Genomic DNA, 12,932 nt, shown 5'->3' with positions numbered 1-12,932 from the left:
CAACGGAGGGCTGGAGGATGGAGAAGATCCTCACTCTCCTGATCCTGGTGCTGGAGATCGTCAAGCGGCTGCTTGACCTTCTGATGCACTAAGATCGGGCGGGCGGGCCGGGGAGTACCAGTCCTCGGCCTGCCTACCCCCGATATTGGTGCGGCACCCGCCCGCTGTCAACGGGGTGCTCGAAAACACTCATTCGTCAATGTTGCGGGCCAGCACTTCGCGTTTGCCGGAGTGGTTGGGCTTGCTGACCACCCCTTCGGTTTCCATTCGCTCGATCAGACGGGCGGCGGAGTTGTAGCCGATGCGCAGCTGGCGCTGGATGAAGCTGGTCGAGGCCTTGCGCTCGCGGCAGACCACCGCCACCGCCTTGTCGTAGAGGTCGTCGCCCGACCCGCCGCCGGTGCCGGGCAGGCTGCCGTCGTCGAAGGATTCCTCGCCCTCCTCGTCCTCCAGGATGGCGTCGACATAGTTGGGCTCGCCCTGCGCCTTGAGGAACCTGACGATCTGTTCGACCTCGTGGTCGGAGACGAAGGGGCCGTGGACACGGGTGATGCGGCCGCCGCCGGCCATGTAGAGCATGTCGCCCTGGCCCAGCAGCTGTTCGGCGCCCTGTTCGCCCAGGATGGTGCGGCTGTCGATCTTCGACGTCACCTGGAAGCTGATGCGGGTCGGGAAGTTCGCCTTGATGGTGCCGGTGATGACGTCGACCGAGGGGCGTTGCGTCGCCATGATCAGGTGGATGCCGGCGGCGCGCGCCATCTGGGCGAGACGCTGGATCGCCGCCTCGATGTCCTTGCCGGCGACCAGCATCAGGTCGGCCATCTCGTCGACGATCACGACGATGTAGGGCAGCTCGGTGAGGTCGAGAGGCTGCTCCTCGAACAGCGGCTTGCCGGTGTCGGGGTCGAAGCCGGTCTGGACGCGGCGGGTCAGCGACTCGCCGCCCTCGCGCGCCTCGCGCAGGCGGACGTTGTAGCCCTCGATGTTGCGCACGCCCAGCTTGGACATGTTGCGGTAGCGGTCCTCCATCTCCCGCACCGTCCATTTCAGCGCGACCACCGCCTTCTTCGGATCGGTGACGACCGGCGTCAGCAGGTGGGGGATGCCCTCGTAGACCGACAGTTCCAGCATCTTGGGGTCGATCATGATGAAGCGGCAGCGCTCCGGCGGCAGCCGGTAGAGCAGCGACAGGATCATGGTGTTGATCGCCACCGACTTGCCCGAGCCGGTGGTGCCGGCGACCAGCAGGTGGGGGAACCGGGCGAGGTCGGCGACCACCGGCTGTCCGCCGATGTCCTTGCCGAGCGCCAGCGCCAGCTTGCCGCCGTGCTTGTCGAAGCCTTCCGCCGCCATCAGCTCGCGCAGCAGCACCGTCTCGCGCTTGGCGTTGGGCAGCTCGACGCCGATGACGTTGCGGCCGGGAACCACGGCGACGCGGACAGACACTGCGCTCATCGAACGGGCAATGTCGTCGGCAAGGCCGATGACGCGGGACGACTTGGTGCCGGGGGCCGGCTCCAGCTCGTACAGGGTGACGACCGGGCCGGGATGGACCTTCTGGATCTCGCCGCGCACGCCGAAATCGCCCAGCACGCCTTCCAACTGGCTGGCGTTGCGCTGGAGCGCTGCCTCGTCCAGCTGTTCGCCGCGGATACCGGTGGGCGGCATCTGCAGCAGGTCGAGCGGCGGCAGCTCGTAGCCCGGCGGACCGTCCTCCTCGCCCAGCGGCAGGCGGCTCTGGCGCGGGTCGGCCTTTGCGGCTTCGCGCTCCGATGTGGCGGATTTCGGCGGGGCGATGATCGGGACGGCGCGGACCGGCTTGTCGGCCGGGTTCGGAGAGGCAGCCGGGCCGGCGGACAGGGGAACCGGACCGGCGTCGAGGCCGGCCGGCGGCAGCGGGGTCACCTGGACGGCCTCGTCGAAGCGCGGGCGATTGCGTTTCGCCGCCTCCTCGCCGCGCAGCGCGTCGTCCACCGCGACCGAGGCGGCCTGGGCAGCACTGCGGCCATGGCGGCGCAGGACATCGACGCCGTTGCGGGCACCCTGGCGGATCATGCGCAGGCCGTTCACCGTGCCGCGGCCGAGCGAGCGGACGCTGGCGATCCATTCGCCGATGGTCAGCCCGGCGGCCAGGAACAGCACCAGCCCGCCGCCGACCGCGGCGGCGGTCGCCACCATCGGCTCGGCCCCGAACAGGTTGCCGACGCCGCGCAGCAGCACTTGACCGACGCTGCCGCCGGGAAGCGGGGCGAGCGGATCGGTGGAGGCGTCGGTCAGGCCGGCCAGCGCCATTGACACCAGGAACACGCCCCACAGAGCCAGCACGGTGCGGAACAGCGGGTTGCCGAGCTTGCGCTGGGCGCCCAGCCGCCAGCCCCAGAACATCGGCACCAGCGCAATCACGAAGGCGGCCCAGCCCAGCGACTGGATCAGCAGGTCGGCGGCATAAGCGCCGGGCGCGCCGAACAGGTTGCGCGCGCTTTCCGCATTGGCGGGGACCGAGTTCAGCGAGGCATCATGCGGGTCGTAACTGCCCAGCAGCACCATCAGCAGCAGGCCGAACAGGCCGAGCACGAAGCCCATCGCCTCGCGCGCGCGGGCAACGACGAAGGCGCGCATGGCGGGCGAGAAGAAGGGCGGCTTTTCCTGCCGGCCGCGGCCGGCGCGGATGCGGTCCTTGCCCGGTTCCTTCATGCCGTCGCGGGGCGCCCCCTTGCGCGGGCTGGGGGCGGGCCGTCCCAGGCTGGGCCGGGGGCGCGCGGAGGAGGGGCCGGCGGGTCGGGCCATTGGGCGGGAACCTCGTGCTGTAGAAACCGAAGATAAAAGGGGCTGGCCGGAGCCGGTCAGCCGAGAATGCGGACAATGGACGCACAGGCCTGGGCGACGGTGTCGGTGTCCTGCACCAGGGCAACACGGATGAAGGCGTCGCCGGGGTTCGGCTCGCCGGGGTTGTTGCGCGACAGATAGGCGCCGGGCAGGACGCGGACGGCGCCCTCCGCCCACAGCCGCTTGGCCGCCTCCTCGCCGTTGCCGACCTCCAGCCACAGGAAGAAGCCGCCGGCCGGCCGGTAATAGCCGTAGCGGCCGCCCAGCTCCGCCTCCGCCGCCGCGAACTTGGCGCGGTAGGCGGTGCGGTTTTCCTCCACATGCGCCTCGTCGCGCCACAACGCGGTGCTGGCGGCCAGGATCGGCAGCGGCATGCCGGCACAGCCGTAGCTGCGCAGGCGGGAGAAGCGGCCGATCAGCGCCGGGTCGCCGGCGACGAAGCCGGACCGCAGGCCGGCGGCGCTCGACCGTTTGGACAGGGAATGGAAGACCAGCAGGTTGGCCCAGGGCTTGCCGTCCGCGTAGGGCAGGGAGGCGGCGACCTGGAGCGCACCGACCGGCGGGGTGTCCAGCCAGATCTCGGCATAGCATTCATCGACCGCCAGCACGAAGCCATACTGCCGCGCCAGCCCGATGGCCTTGGCGAGATAGGCCGGCGTCGCCGCCGCGCCCTGCGGGTTGGCGGGGGTACAGAGATAGAAGAGGGCGGTGCGCTCCAACAACTCCGGCGTCAGGGCGTCGAGGTCGGGCAGGAAGCCGGTCTCGCGCGTCGCCGACAGGAACACCGGCTCCGCCCCCGCCATCACCGCCGCCCCTTCATAGGGCGCGTAGAAGGGGTTCGGCATCAGCACCCCCGGCTGCCGCCCCGCCTTCTGCGTCGGGACCGCCAGCAGCGCCAGCATGAACAGCGCCTCCCGCGTGCCGGACAGCGGCAGAACGGAGCTGTCGGCATGCAGCAGACCGGCCGGCAGGTCGTAGCGGCGGGTCAGCCAGTCGCCGACCGCGGCGCGGAACTCCGGCGTGCCGCCGACCGGCGGATACTTGTTCCAGCCGGACGCCGTGGCGCGCAGCGTCTCTTCGATGATGGCGGGCGGGGTGTGCTGCGGCTCGCCCACCGTCAGCAGGATGGGGGAGACGTTGGCGCGCGGGGTGATCGGCGCCAGCAGGTTAGCCAGCCGGGTGAAGGGATAGTCGGTCAGCAGGTCGAGCCGGTCGTTGCCGATCGCCTCCGTGAAGACGGCACCGCTGTTGACGCTGAAATCGGTGAGGACCATGGCGACCGCAACCCTCTTCGCACCCCGGATGCCGCACCCCGGCGCGGGGAGGCGGCCACGTCTCGTGAAGGGCCGATCCTATCGGTGCGACACGGGGGGCACAAGCTCACAAAGCCCTTGATTGCGGCTGAGCCCGGCAGGTGGCCGAACGGTCACAGGGGGGCAGAGCAGGGGATCTCTCTGTTTCACCCGGGTGATATTGACGCACCTATTTTATCCGGGTATAAAGCCAGCCTCACAACCGGAGCTCCCGTCATGTCCGTCACCGCTGAGACCCTCTGCACCGCCTTCCGGGGCGAGCGTCGCCTTGCCGCCGGGGATGCGTTGAGCGTTGCGCGGGCGTTGCGGGCGTTGCGGGCGGCGCTGGAGGCGGAGCCGGATGGGCCGCCGGTGCTGGTGTTCGAGGATGCCACCGGCAAGGCGGTCGACCTCGATCTGCGGGGAAGCGACGAGGAGGTCGCGTGGCGTCTTTCTCCCCCGCCGCGGGGGCCGGGGCGGCCGAAGCTGGGGGTGGTGGCGCGGGAGGTCACGCTGCTGCCGCGTCATTGGGAATGGCTGAACGCCCAGCCGGGCGGGGCGTCGGTGGCGCTGCGCAAACTGGTGGACGAGGCGCGCAAAGGGAGCGAGGCGAAGGACCGCGTGCGCCGGGCGCAGGAGGCCGCCTATCGCGTCATGTTGGAACTGGCAGGCGATCGGCCGGGATACGAGGAGGCGGTGCGGGCGCTCTATGCCGCGGACCGCGCGCGGTTCGACGCGCTGACGGCAGACTGGCCGGCCGATCTGCGCGATTATGTCCGTGCGCTGGCGGCGGAGGCGTTGGTCAACCTGAACGAAGGAGGCTGAAAAACGAGAAGGCGCGCGACCGGCGCGCCCATCGGGTCCGTTCCCGCCGGAAGGAGCGGACCCGCCGTGGCCGGCGGTTTGGGGCCGGCAATCTAGGGCCGGAAACCTTACAGCGCCTCGGAGTTGGTCTCGCCGGTGCGGATGCGCACGGCCTGGGCGATCTCCAGCACGAAGATCTTGCCGTCGCCGATGCGGCCGGTGTTGGCGGCCTTCTGGATCGCCTCCACCACCTGCTCGTACTGGTCGTCGGACACGGCGACCTCGACCTTCACCTTGGGCAGGAAGCTCACGGAATATTCGGCGCCGCGGTAGATTTCCGTCTGGCCCTTCTGGCGGCCGAAGCCCTTGACCTCGCTGACGGTCAGGCCCTGGATCCCGAGCGACGTCAGCGCCTCGCGCACTTCGTCGAGCTTGAACGGCTTGATGATGGCCATAACCAGTTTCATGTGGCTTCCCCTTAAAGCGTTGTTCCGGCCGCGTGCAAGGCTGTGGCCGCCCCGTTGCGGTTCCAGTCCGGCCCGTCACCGTACCGTCCTTGCGCCGATGGCCCAAGCCTGTTCGCGTCGACCGCAAAAATCAACGATTACAAGAATCGTGCCGGTTGAATTGCGCTGAAAGAATGGGAATATGCCTGTCGAATGGGCGCCCAAAAGGGCGGCATCTGCCTAAAATTCGTCCAGCGACAATCTGTGCGGTGGCCGGCCTCGACCGGTCCGGGACAGGACACTGGACAGGACGCGCCCGTGCGACAATTGTTTGACCGCGCGGCGGCGCCGGCAAGGCCTGGGCACAAGGCTCAAGCCCAGCCGGCGACCGCGCCACAGGCATCGAAGGCGAGAGGGCAGCGAGCATCATGGCCGTACCGGGCACCGAATCGGGCAACGCGACCGTCCCGCCGCAGGGCGGCGACATCACCACGGAGGTCGTGGTGCTGGGCGGCGGTCTGGCCGGGCTGACCATGGCGGCGGCGCTGGCCAGTGCCGGCGTGCCGGTGGTCTGCATCGACCAGGACAGCCCGGAACGCATGGGCGGCGGCGATTTCGACATCCGCACCACCGCGATCTCCTATGCCTCCAAGATGGTGCTGGAGGCGGCGGGGGTGTGGCACCACATGGCCGATCAAGCGGGCCCGATGCTGGATATCCGCATCGCCGACCAGTTCTCGCCCCTGTTCATCCATTACGACCACACCGAACTGGCGATGGAGGGCAAGCATCAGCCCTTCGGCTGGATCCTGGACAACAAGGACATCCGCCGCGCCCTGTTCACCCGCGCGGCCGAACTGCCGGGGCTGGTCCATCTGGCGCCGGCCAAGGCGGTGACGGTGGAGCGGGCGCGGTCGGGCGTCTCGGTGCGTCTGGCGGACGGGCGGACGGTGCGCGGCCGGCTGCTGGTCGGCGCCGATGGGCGGCGGTCGATGGCGCGCGAAAGCGCCGGCATCAAGGTGCGGCGCTGGTCCTACGACCAGAGCGCCATCATCTGCACGATCCGCCACACCGAGCCGAACAAGGGCGTCGCGGTGGAGCATTTCCTGCCCAACGGTCCCTTCGCCGTCCTGCCGATGACGGACAACCGCTGTTCCATCGTGTGGAGTGAGAAGACCTCGCTGGTCGACACCTATCTGAAGCTGCCCGACGACCAGTTCGTCGACGAGCTGCAGCGCCGGTCCGGCGGCTATCTCGGCGAGATCACGCTGCTGACCAAGCGCGAGGCCTGGCCGCTGTCGGTTCTGCTGGCCGACCGCTTCATCGCCGACCGGCTGGCGCTGGTGGGCGAGGCGGCGCACGCCATCCACCCGATCGCCGGGCAGGGGCTGAATCTCGGCATGCGCGATGTCGCCGCGCTGGCGGAGGTGGTGGTCGACGCCTATCGCCTCGGCCTTGATGTCGGCGGGCCGGAGGTGCTGGCCCGCTTCCAGCGCTGGCGCCGCTTCGACACGGTGCTATTGGCGGCGGTGTGCGACGGGCTGGTCCATCTGTTCTCCAACAACATCCCGCCGGTGAAGCTGGCGCGCGACCTGGGCATGGCGGTGATCAACCGGCTGCCGCCGGTCAAGCGCTTCTTCATGAAGCATGCGATGGGCGTGGTCGGCGACCTGCCGCGGATGATCAAGGGACAGCCGCTGTGACGCTTCCCGCCTGATTTTACTTCGGTGGTCCCGCCATTGGTGCGCCTTGGCAGCGGGGGACGGACGCCTTATGTCCGCCTCATCGCCCGGTCAAGCTGTTCGGGCCACTCCGACCAAGGATGAAGATCGTGCTTCGCCGCCTTTCCCGCTCTCTGCTGACCGGCGCCCTGCTGTCCGCCGCTCTTTTGGCTCCGCTGCCGGCCCTGTTCGCCTCGCCCGCCGCAGCCGCGCCGGCCACCCCGGTCTCGCTGTCGGCGCAGGATCAGGCGGTCGTCGCCAAGGTGGAGGAGTATCTGAACGGCATCACCACCCTGCAGTCGAAGTTCCTGCAGGTGGCGCCCAACGGGCGGCAGGCGACCGGCACCTTCTATCTGTGGCGGCCCGGCCGGATGCGGCTGGAGTATGACCGGCCGCTGAAGGACTTCATCGTCGCCGACGGCAGCTTCGTCTTCTATTGGGACGGCGAGATGCGCCAGCAGTCGAGCGCCCCCATCGGCTCGACGCTCGCCGACTTCATCCTGCGCAAGAACATCCGCTTGGCGGGTGACGTCACCGTCACCGACGTGTTCCAGGCCCCCGGCGTGATCGAGGTCAGCCTGCTGGAGACCAAGGACCCCGGCAAGGGCACCCTGACCCTCGTGTTCGAGGATCACCCCTTCCAGCTGCGCAAATGGCGGGTGCTGGACGCCCAGGGCATGACCACCGAGGTGGCGCTGCTGAACCCGCGCACCGACGTCACCTTCGACCGCGACATGTTCTATTTCAAGGAGCCGCAGCGCGGATCGGATTTCGGCCGCGGCAACTGATCGGCCCCGCCGCGAGCGGGAATAAAGCCCGGGCAACAAAGCCCTTCACCTCCTGTTGTCATGTCGCGGGACCGGCAACAGGAGGCGTTCCATGTCCACCGATCAGGCACATCAGACTGGGACCGGCCGGTCGGGAGTCGAACCGGCGGGTCGCCTGCGCAGCATGAACAGGGCGCTGGCGCGCAACTGGTGGGCTCTGGCCCTGCGCGGAGCGGCGGCGATCCTGCTGGGAGTGCTGGCCCTGCTGATGCCGGGCGTGACGGTGGCGACGCTGGCGCTGACCTTCGCCGCCTATCTGCTGCTGGATGGCGTCTTCGCCATCCTGGCCGGGATCCGTGCCTCCCGTCATCATGAACGCTCGCTGCCCTTCATCCTGGAGGGGGTGGTCAGCCTGATCGCCGGCATCGTCGCCGCCCTGTGGCCGGCCGCCAGCCTGTTCGCGCTGGTGTTCCTGATCGCGGCATGGTCGGTCATCACCGGCTTTGCCGAGGTGATGGGGGCGTGGCGGATGGACCGCACCCATGGGAAATGGGCCTGGGGCGTGGCCGGCGTGCTGTCGATCCTGTTCGGGCTCAGCATGTGGGTGCTGCCGGCGCTGGGGCTGCTGGCGCTCGCCTGGGGGGTGGCGGCGTACCTGATCGCCTTCGGGGTGCTGGCCTTGGTGACCGCCTTCCGGCTGCGGCACTGCCATCGGGAGACCGGTGGGGGAATGACTGCGGCGGTTTGAGGGGGCCTGTATGAGGTATTGCGGGATGCCCCCTCCCTCCCGCTCTTGCGAGCGGGTCCCTCCCTCCCCCGCCTTCGGCGGTAGAGGGTAAGTATGCAGTGCGGCGGCAGTTCCCTCTCCCTCGAAGAGGGGGAGGGTTAGGGAGGGGGCATCGTCAGTCCACACCCATTCATAGCTCCATCGTACAATTTCCTATACGAACAATCTTTGGCAGCCTGAACTCCGGCACGATGTTTGCTGCGCTGCGGCAAAACGGCTGCGAGGGGCTGTGTCATGACGCCGCACCGACCGACTATTGGGCAGACTGGCGACCGATCCGGCGACCGGCGCACAGGTTCTGTGCAACACAACATCCTGGCCGCCGCCGCGTCCGGGGTGTCGACCTTCATCGCCGCGCAGGGCGGCTGTCCCGACCGGGTGTTCCACCGCGCCGGCGTGGAGGAGCGGGCGCTGGGCCAGCCGACGGTGGCGCTCGACCTCCGCGCCTATGTGGCGATGATGGAGGTGGCGGCGGCGGAGACCGGCAACGACAATTTCGGCCTGCTCTACGGCCGCCAGTTCCAGCCGGAGATGCTGGGGCTGATCGGCTCCATCGCGCTGGCCGCGCCGACGCTGGGGGCCGCACTCGACCATCTGGCCCGGCTGTTTCCCTTCCACCAGCAGGCGACCGAGACGCGCTTCGTCCGCGAGGGCGAACTGCTGCGGCTGGAATACCGCATCCTCGACGGCCAGATCGTCGAGCGGCGGCAGGATGCCGAACTGACCATGGGCATGTTCGCCAATGTGGTGCGCGCCTGCCTCGGTCCGGGTTGGATGCCGGAGGAGGTGCATTTCGAGCATCCCAAACCGGAGGGCTGGCGCCAGCATCAGGCGTTGTTCGACGCGCCGGCCCATTTCGGCCAGCGCACCAACGCCATCCTGCTGCGCGACCGCCATCTCGACCGCCGCATGCCCGGCGGCGACATGGCGCGGCTGACAGGGCTGTGCGGCACGCTGATCGACATCGCCCGCGGCACCGGCACGCCGCCGCTGCTCGACCGCGTGAAGGCGGAGGTGCGGGCGCGGCTGCCGGAAGGTCCGCCCTATGTCGAGGACATCGCCGACCGGCTGGGCATCGCCCGCTGGACCCTGCAACGCCGGCTGGCCGACGAGGGGCTGAGCTTCTCCGATCTGGTGGAGGGGGTGCGGCGCGATCTGGCGGCGGTCTATATCCGCCAGCGCCACGTCCCCATCGCCGATATCGGTGCCCTGCTCGGCTATTCGGAGGTCAGCGCCTTCAGCCGCGCCTTCCGCCGCTGGTTCGGCGCGTCGCCGGCGAAGATGCGCGAAGGGAGGGGCTGAAGGATGGCAGTCGTGAGCCTCCCGTCATAAGATCGGTTCCGGGATATACCGGCGCAGGACAGGGCGGACATGGCGCGCGCATCGAGGAATCGTCACCGTTTCTGGCGGGACACCGCGCTTCCGCTTCTTGAGGCGCGGAGCATTGAGGAGGGGCAAGAGGTCAGTTACGGCTGGCACAGCCACCCGACCTTTTCCATCGGGTTGGTGACCGGTGGTGTCAGCGACTTCCGCATCGGCGCCGAATGCCACCGGATCGCTGCCGGCACGGTCGTTCTGATGAACCCGGACGAGGCGCATGTCTGTAACCCGCTGAACGGCCGGCCCTGGTCCTATCGCATGCTGTATGCCGATGCCGCGTGGCTGGCGGCGCTGGAGGGGGAGGCGGCATTCCGGCCCCACACGCCGCATTTGAGCCGCGATCCGGAACTGGCGGACAGGCTGGGCCGGCTGTTTGGCCTGTTGTTCGATCCGCTCCCCGACAGCTCGGAGAAAGAGGCGGCAGTCCGGTCCTTCTTCATCGCGCTGAGGCAGGCGCTGGGCGGTGTATCGTCCGGTCGGCATGGGGAGGGCCGGCCCGGCGGCGAGCATGCGGCGCTGGACCGGGCCGCCGATTTCATCTCCGCCCATTGCACCCAGCCGCTGCGGCTGGCCGAGATCGCCGCGGTGTCGGGCTTGTCGCCGTCCTATCTGGTACGGTCCTTCAAGGCCCGCTATGGGCTGACCCCACATGCTTACCAGATCAACCGCCGCATTCAGTTCGGCCGTCGGGAGCTGCAACGCGGCCGGCCGATCGTGGAGGTCGCGCTGGATGCCGGTTTCGCCGATCAGGCCCATTTCCAGCGCGCCTTCAAACGGCATGTCGCCGCCACCCCCGGCCAGTACATGCGGCGGGAGTGAAAGGCCGGCACGAAGGCGGACGTGGCGATCAGGCGGCGATGCCGATATGGGCGGCGCTCGCCACGAGCAGGGCGGCCATGGCACGGTTGAACAGCCGCATCCGCCGCCCATCCGCCAGCAGATGGCGCAACCGGGCGCCAGCATAGGCCCAGCAGCCGACCGACAGATAACAGATGACGAAATACAGCCCGGCGAAGATCCAGAGCCGGGCAGGATCGTCCCCGGCATAGGCGCCGACCCCGGCCAGCGCCGCGACCCAGGCCTTCGGGTTCAGCCACTGCATGGCGGCGCCCTGAATCACCGAGGGTGCCGGGGGCGGTTCGCCGTCGGCGATCCCGCCGTCGCTTCTCCACAGCTTCCAGCCCAACCACAGCAGAAAGGCCACGCCCGCCCAACGGGTGAGCGTGGCGGCGGCGGGCCAGCCGCGCAACAGCTCCGCCAGGCCGAGCCCGGCCAACACCAGCAGCAGGACGAATCCCAGGGTGGCACCGGCGACATGGCGCAGGGTGGCGCGCAGACCGTGGGAGGCTCCGCTGGACAGCGCCACCACATTGACCGGGCCGGGGGAAATCGATGCGGCCAGCGCGAAGCCGGCCATCGACAGGTAAAGCATCATCATCGCCGCCGTCCTATTTCAGCAGCGGCAGCGAACCGGTCAGCGAGCGCACCAGCGCCGCCGGACCGTGGAGGCAGAGGCCGAGATAGCACAACTCCTCCTGCCTGGTGGCGGCAAGGCGCTGGCGATAGTCGTCGTAGCTCTTGGCGCGCTGGGCGACATCGGTCATGCCGATCACACCCAGCCCGTCGGCTTCCCGTTCCGCCGCGCTCCGGCGCAGCGCGCGCAAGCCCTCGGCATCGGACACCAGGATCGGCATCACGATGGTGGTGATGCCGGGATGGCCGATGCCGTCGGCATCCTGAAGGTCGCAGCCGACCAGTTCGGGCCGCAGCTTCCCCAGCGTCATCGACAGGGCGGCGGCGGTGTTGGCGATCAGCCCAGGCGGCAGGGCGCGGTCGATGATGAAGGCACAGCGTGTCACGTCCGGCTTTCCCTTTGTTGGATGAAGGTCAGGCCGGGGGACTGTCGTGGATCGGGCGGGGGCGGGTATTGAATGAAATTACCCACGGCCGGAAGGGGTGCGGCCGCTCGCGGCACACTGCCGGCGGTTCAGCCCGTCGCCCGCGCGGACGCGCGGCGGCAGGGCTGCAACCGGCATCCGCACCGGCTATATTGTCCCGACAGCACCGTCGCTTTGGGGGTGCCCGGGGGCATATGGGGTGCCGGAATGTCAACGAACTACGTCAACACCTTCATCAACGCCGCGGCCGACTGCAAGGCAAAGACCGGCACCGTTCCGTCCAAAGCCGGTACGATCGGCGCGCTGCAGCTCTCGCTGCTGTTGGAACGGCCATATGCGATGACCAGCGACGAACTGCTGCTGGAGGTCCACATGATCCGCAACGGCATTCCGCCGGAAGAACGCGAGGCGGCGCGCGACCGGCTCTTCGGCAAGCCGCAGGCCTGCCTGCGGGCATCGCCGCTGGTCAAGCAGTATGGCTGGGGCCTGCACCATGACGGCGACGGCCGGGTCGCCGCCTATGGGGCCGAGAGCGACGCCTACCGCGACCTGAGCCGCCGTACGGACCTGAGCGTCGTTGCCGGAATGCGCAACAGCCGCGGCTGACGGCGCCGGTTCAGACCCCGACCTCCACCGCCGCGTTGACGACATAGATCTGCTCGTTGCGGTCGTTCTTGTCGGCCAGGAAGATGCCGCTCGGCGCCAGCATGCCGCCGTCGGTGACGTGGATGCTGACGGCGCCATAGGGGAAGACGGCCTTCACCGCCTCGTGGTCCAGCCGGTCGGCATCGGCCGGCACGGCGAGATGGACGCGCACCTGCATCCGGCTGGTGTCGCCGTCGACCAGGGTGCGCATGCCGGGCATGGAGTTGCGCTCTATGGCGTTGCGCACGGCGCGGACGGCGGCCTTGGTCACGTCCTGGCCATGCAGATCCACCCCCATGCCGAGTTCCACGAACATCACCTGTTTCATCGCGTCGGGCCTTTCATTGGCTGTCGGTCGTGGCTGTT

At 69.0% G+C, this 12,932-nt stretch carries 13 protein-coding genes; 7 read left to right on the top strand and 6 right to left on the bottom strand.

Annotated elements, in window-relative coordinates; all coding sequences use genetic code 11:
- Positions 1–189 precede the first annotated feature (189 nt).
- A complete protein-coding gene (locus M5E06_RS30390; protein ID WP_252141423.1) occupies positions 190–2,787 on the bottom strand; it encodes a DNA translocase FtsK in 2,598 nt (865 codons plus the stop codon).
- 56 nt (positions 2,788–2,843) lie between these two features.
- A complete protein-coding gene (locus tag M5E06_RS30385) occupies positions 2,844–4,100 on the bottom strand; it encodes an aminotransferase class I/II-fold pyridoxal phosphate-dependent enzyme (protein ID WP_252141422.1) in 1,257 nt (418 codons plus the stop codon).
- Positions 4,101–4,355: 255 nt separating this feature from the next.
- Here M5E06_RS30385 and M5E06_RS30380 point away from each other — a divergent pair, with 255 nt between their 5' ends.
- Entirely contained in the window at positions 4,356–4,943 is a 588-nt protein-coding gene (locus tag M5E06_RS30380; protein ID WP_252141421.1) for a DUF2239 family protein, read from the top strand.
- A gap of 107 nt (positions 4,944–5,050) precedes the next feature.
- Here M5E06_RS30380 and glnK read toward each other — a convergent pair whose 3' ends face one another.
- Positions 5,051–5,389 carry a P-II family nitrogen regulator gene (gene glnK, locus M5E06_RS30375; protein ID WP_014189833.1) on the bottom strand — a complete coding sequence of 113 codons (339 nt, stop codon included), beginning with the start codon at positions 5,387–5,389 and terminating at the stop codon, positions 5,051–5,053.
- A 407-nt stretch (positions 5,390–5,796) separates the two neighbouring features.
- Here glnK and M5E06_RS30370 point away from each other — a divergent pair, with 407 nt between their 5' ends.
- The 5 genes from M5E06_RS30370 (at position 5,797) to M5E06_RS30350 (ending at position 10,842) form a co-directional block, all read left to right on the top strand.
- On the top strand, positions 5,797–7,071 hold the full coding sequence (locus tag M5E06_RS30370) for a UbiH/UbiF/VisC/COQ6 family ubiquinone biosynthesis hydroxylase (protein WP_252141420.1): 1,275 nt from the start codon (positions 5,797–5,799) through the stop codon (positions 7,069–7,071).
- A 119-nt stretch (positions 7,072–7,190) separates the two neighbouring features.
- Positions 7,191–7,877, top strand: coding sequence for a LolA family protein (locus tag M5E06_RS30365; RefSeq protein ID WP_109153901.1), 687 nt, complete (start codon positions 7,191–7,193; stop codon positions 7,875–7,877).
- A gap of 91 nt (positions 7,878–7,968) precedes the next feature.
- On the top strand, positions 7,969–8,604 hold the full coding sequence (locus M5E06_RS30360; protein ID WP_252141419.1) for an HdeD family acid-resistance protein: 636 nt from the start codon (positions 7,969–7,971) through the stop codon (positions 8,602–8,604).
- Positions 8,605–8,943: 339 nt separating this feature from the next.
- Positions 8,944–9,945, top strand: coding sequence for an AraC-like transcriptional regulator QhpR (qhpR, locus tag M5E06_RS30355; RefSeq protein ID WP_252141418.1), 1,002 nt, complete (start codon positions 8,944–8,946; stop codon positions 9,943–9,945).
- A gap of 69 nt (positions 9,946–10,014) precedes the next feature.
- The gene (locus M5E06_RS30350) at positions 10,015–10,842 is read left to right on the top strand and encodes a helix-turn-helix transcriptional regulator (RefSeq protein WP_252141417.1); all 828 of its coding nucleotides are present in this window, start codon (positions 10,015–10,017) and stop codon (positions 10,840–10,842) included.
- A 28-nt stretch (positions 10,843–10,870) separates the two neighbouring features.
- On the opposite strand, the gene M5E06_RS30345 is transcribed toward M5E06_RS30350, so the two are convergent.
- Entirely contained in the window at positions 10,871–11,461 is a 591-nt protein-coding gene (locus tag M5E06_RS30345) for a LysE family translocator (RefSeq protein ID WP_252141416.1), read from the bottom strand.
- Between the two features lie 10 nt (positions 11,462–11,471).
- A complete protein-coding gene (locus M5E06_RS30340) occupies positions 11,472–11,882 on the bottom strand; it encodes a DUF2000 domain-containing protein (protein ID WP_252141415.1) in 411 nt (136 codons plus the stop codon).
- 246 nt (positions 11,883–12,128) lie between these two features.
- On the opposite strand from M5E06_RS30340, the gene M5E06_RS30335 reads away from it, so the two are divergent.
- Complete coding sequence (locus M5E06_RS30335) at positions 12,129–12,527, top strand: DUF6157 family protein (protein WP_252141414.1); 399 nt, start codon at positions 12,129–12,131, stop codon at positions 12,525–12,527.
- A gap of 10 nt (positions 12,528–12,537) precedes the next feature.
- Here the strand turns inward: M5E06_RS30335 and M5E06_RS30330 are convergent, their stop codons facing one another.
- Complete coding sequence (locus M5E06_RS30330; protein ID WP_252141413.1) at positions 12,538–12,894, bottom strand: Lin0512 family protein; 357 nt, start codon at positions 12,892–12,894, stop codon at positions 12,538–12,540.
- Positions 12,895–12,932 lie beyond the last annotated feature (38 nt).

The organism is Azospirillum sp. A1-3 (assembly GCF_023806445.1).
In the GTDB taxonomy this organism is placed as follows: Bacteria; Pseudomonadota; Alphaproteobacteria; order Azospirillales; family Azospirillaceae; genus Azospirillum.
Note: the sequence above shows the minus strand (reverse complement) of the source record. Positions and strands in the feature narration are given on the sequence as shown.

Coding starts and splice junctions, on each gene's coding strand:
- M5E06_RS30390 (WP_252141423.1), bottom strand. CDS start 2,787: ATGGCCCGACCCGCCGGCCCCTCCTCCGCGCGCCCCCGGCCCAGCCTG.
- M5E06_RS30385 (WP_252141422.1), bottom strand. CDS start 4,100: ATGGTCCTCACCGATTTCAGCGTCAACAGCGGTGCCGTCTTCACGGAG.
- M5E06_RS30380 (WP_252141421.1), top strand. CDS start 4,356: ATGTCCGTCACCGCTGAGACCCTCTGCACCGCCTTCCGGGGCGAGCGT.
- glnK (WP_014189833.1), bottom strand. CDS start 5,389: ATGAAACTGGTTATGGCCATCATCAAGCCGTTCAAGCTCGACGAAGTG.
- M5E06_RS30370 (WP_252141420.1), top strand. CDS start 5,797: ATGGCCGTACCGGGCACCGAATCGGGCAACGCGACCGTCCCGCCGCAG.
- M5E06_RS30365 (WP_109153901.1), top strand. CDS start 7,191: ATGAAGATCGTGCTTCGCCGCCTTTCCCGCTCTCTGCTGACCGGCGCC.
- M5E06_RS30360 (WP_252141419.1), top strand. CDS start 7,969: ATGTCCACCGATCAGGCACATCAGACTGGGACCGGCCGGTCGGGAGTC.
- M5E06_RS30350 (WP_252141417.1), top strand. CDS start 10,015: ATGGCGCGCGCATCGAGGAATCGTCACCGTTTCTGGCGGGACACCGCG.
- M5E06_RS30345 (WP_252141416.1), bottom strand. CDS start 11,461: ATGATGATGCTTTACCTGTCGATGGCCGGCTTCGCGCTGGCCGCATCG.
- M5E06_RS30335 (WP_252141414.1), top strand. CDS start 12,129: ATGTCAACGAACTACGTCAACACCTTCATCAACGCCGCGGCCGACTGC.
- M5E06_RS30330 (WP_252141413.1), bottom strand. CDS start 12,894: ATGAAACAGGTGATGTTCGTGGAACTCGGCATGGGGGTGGATCTGCAT.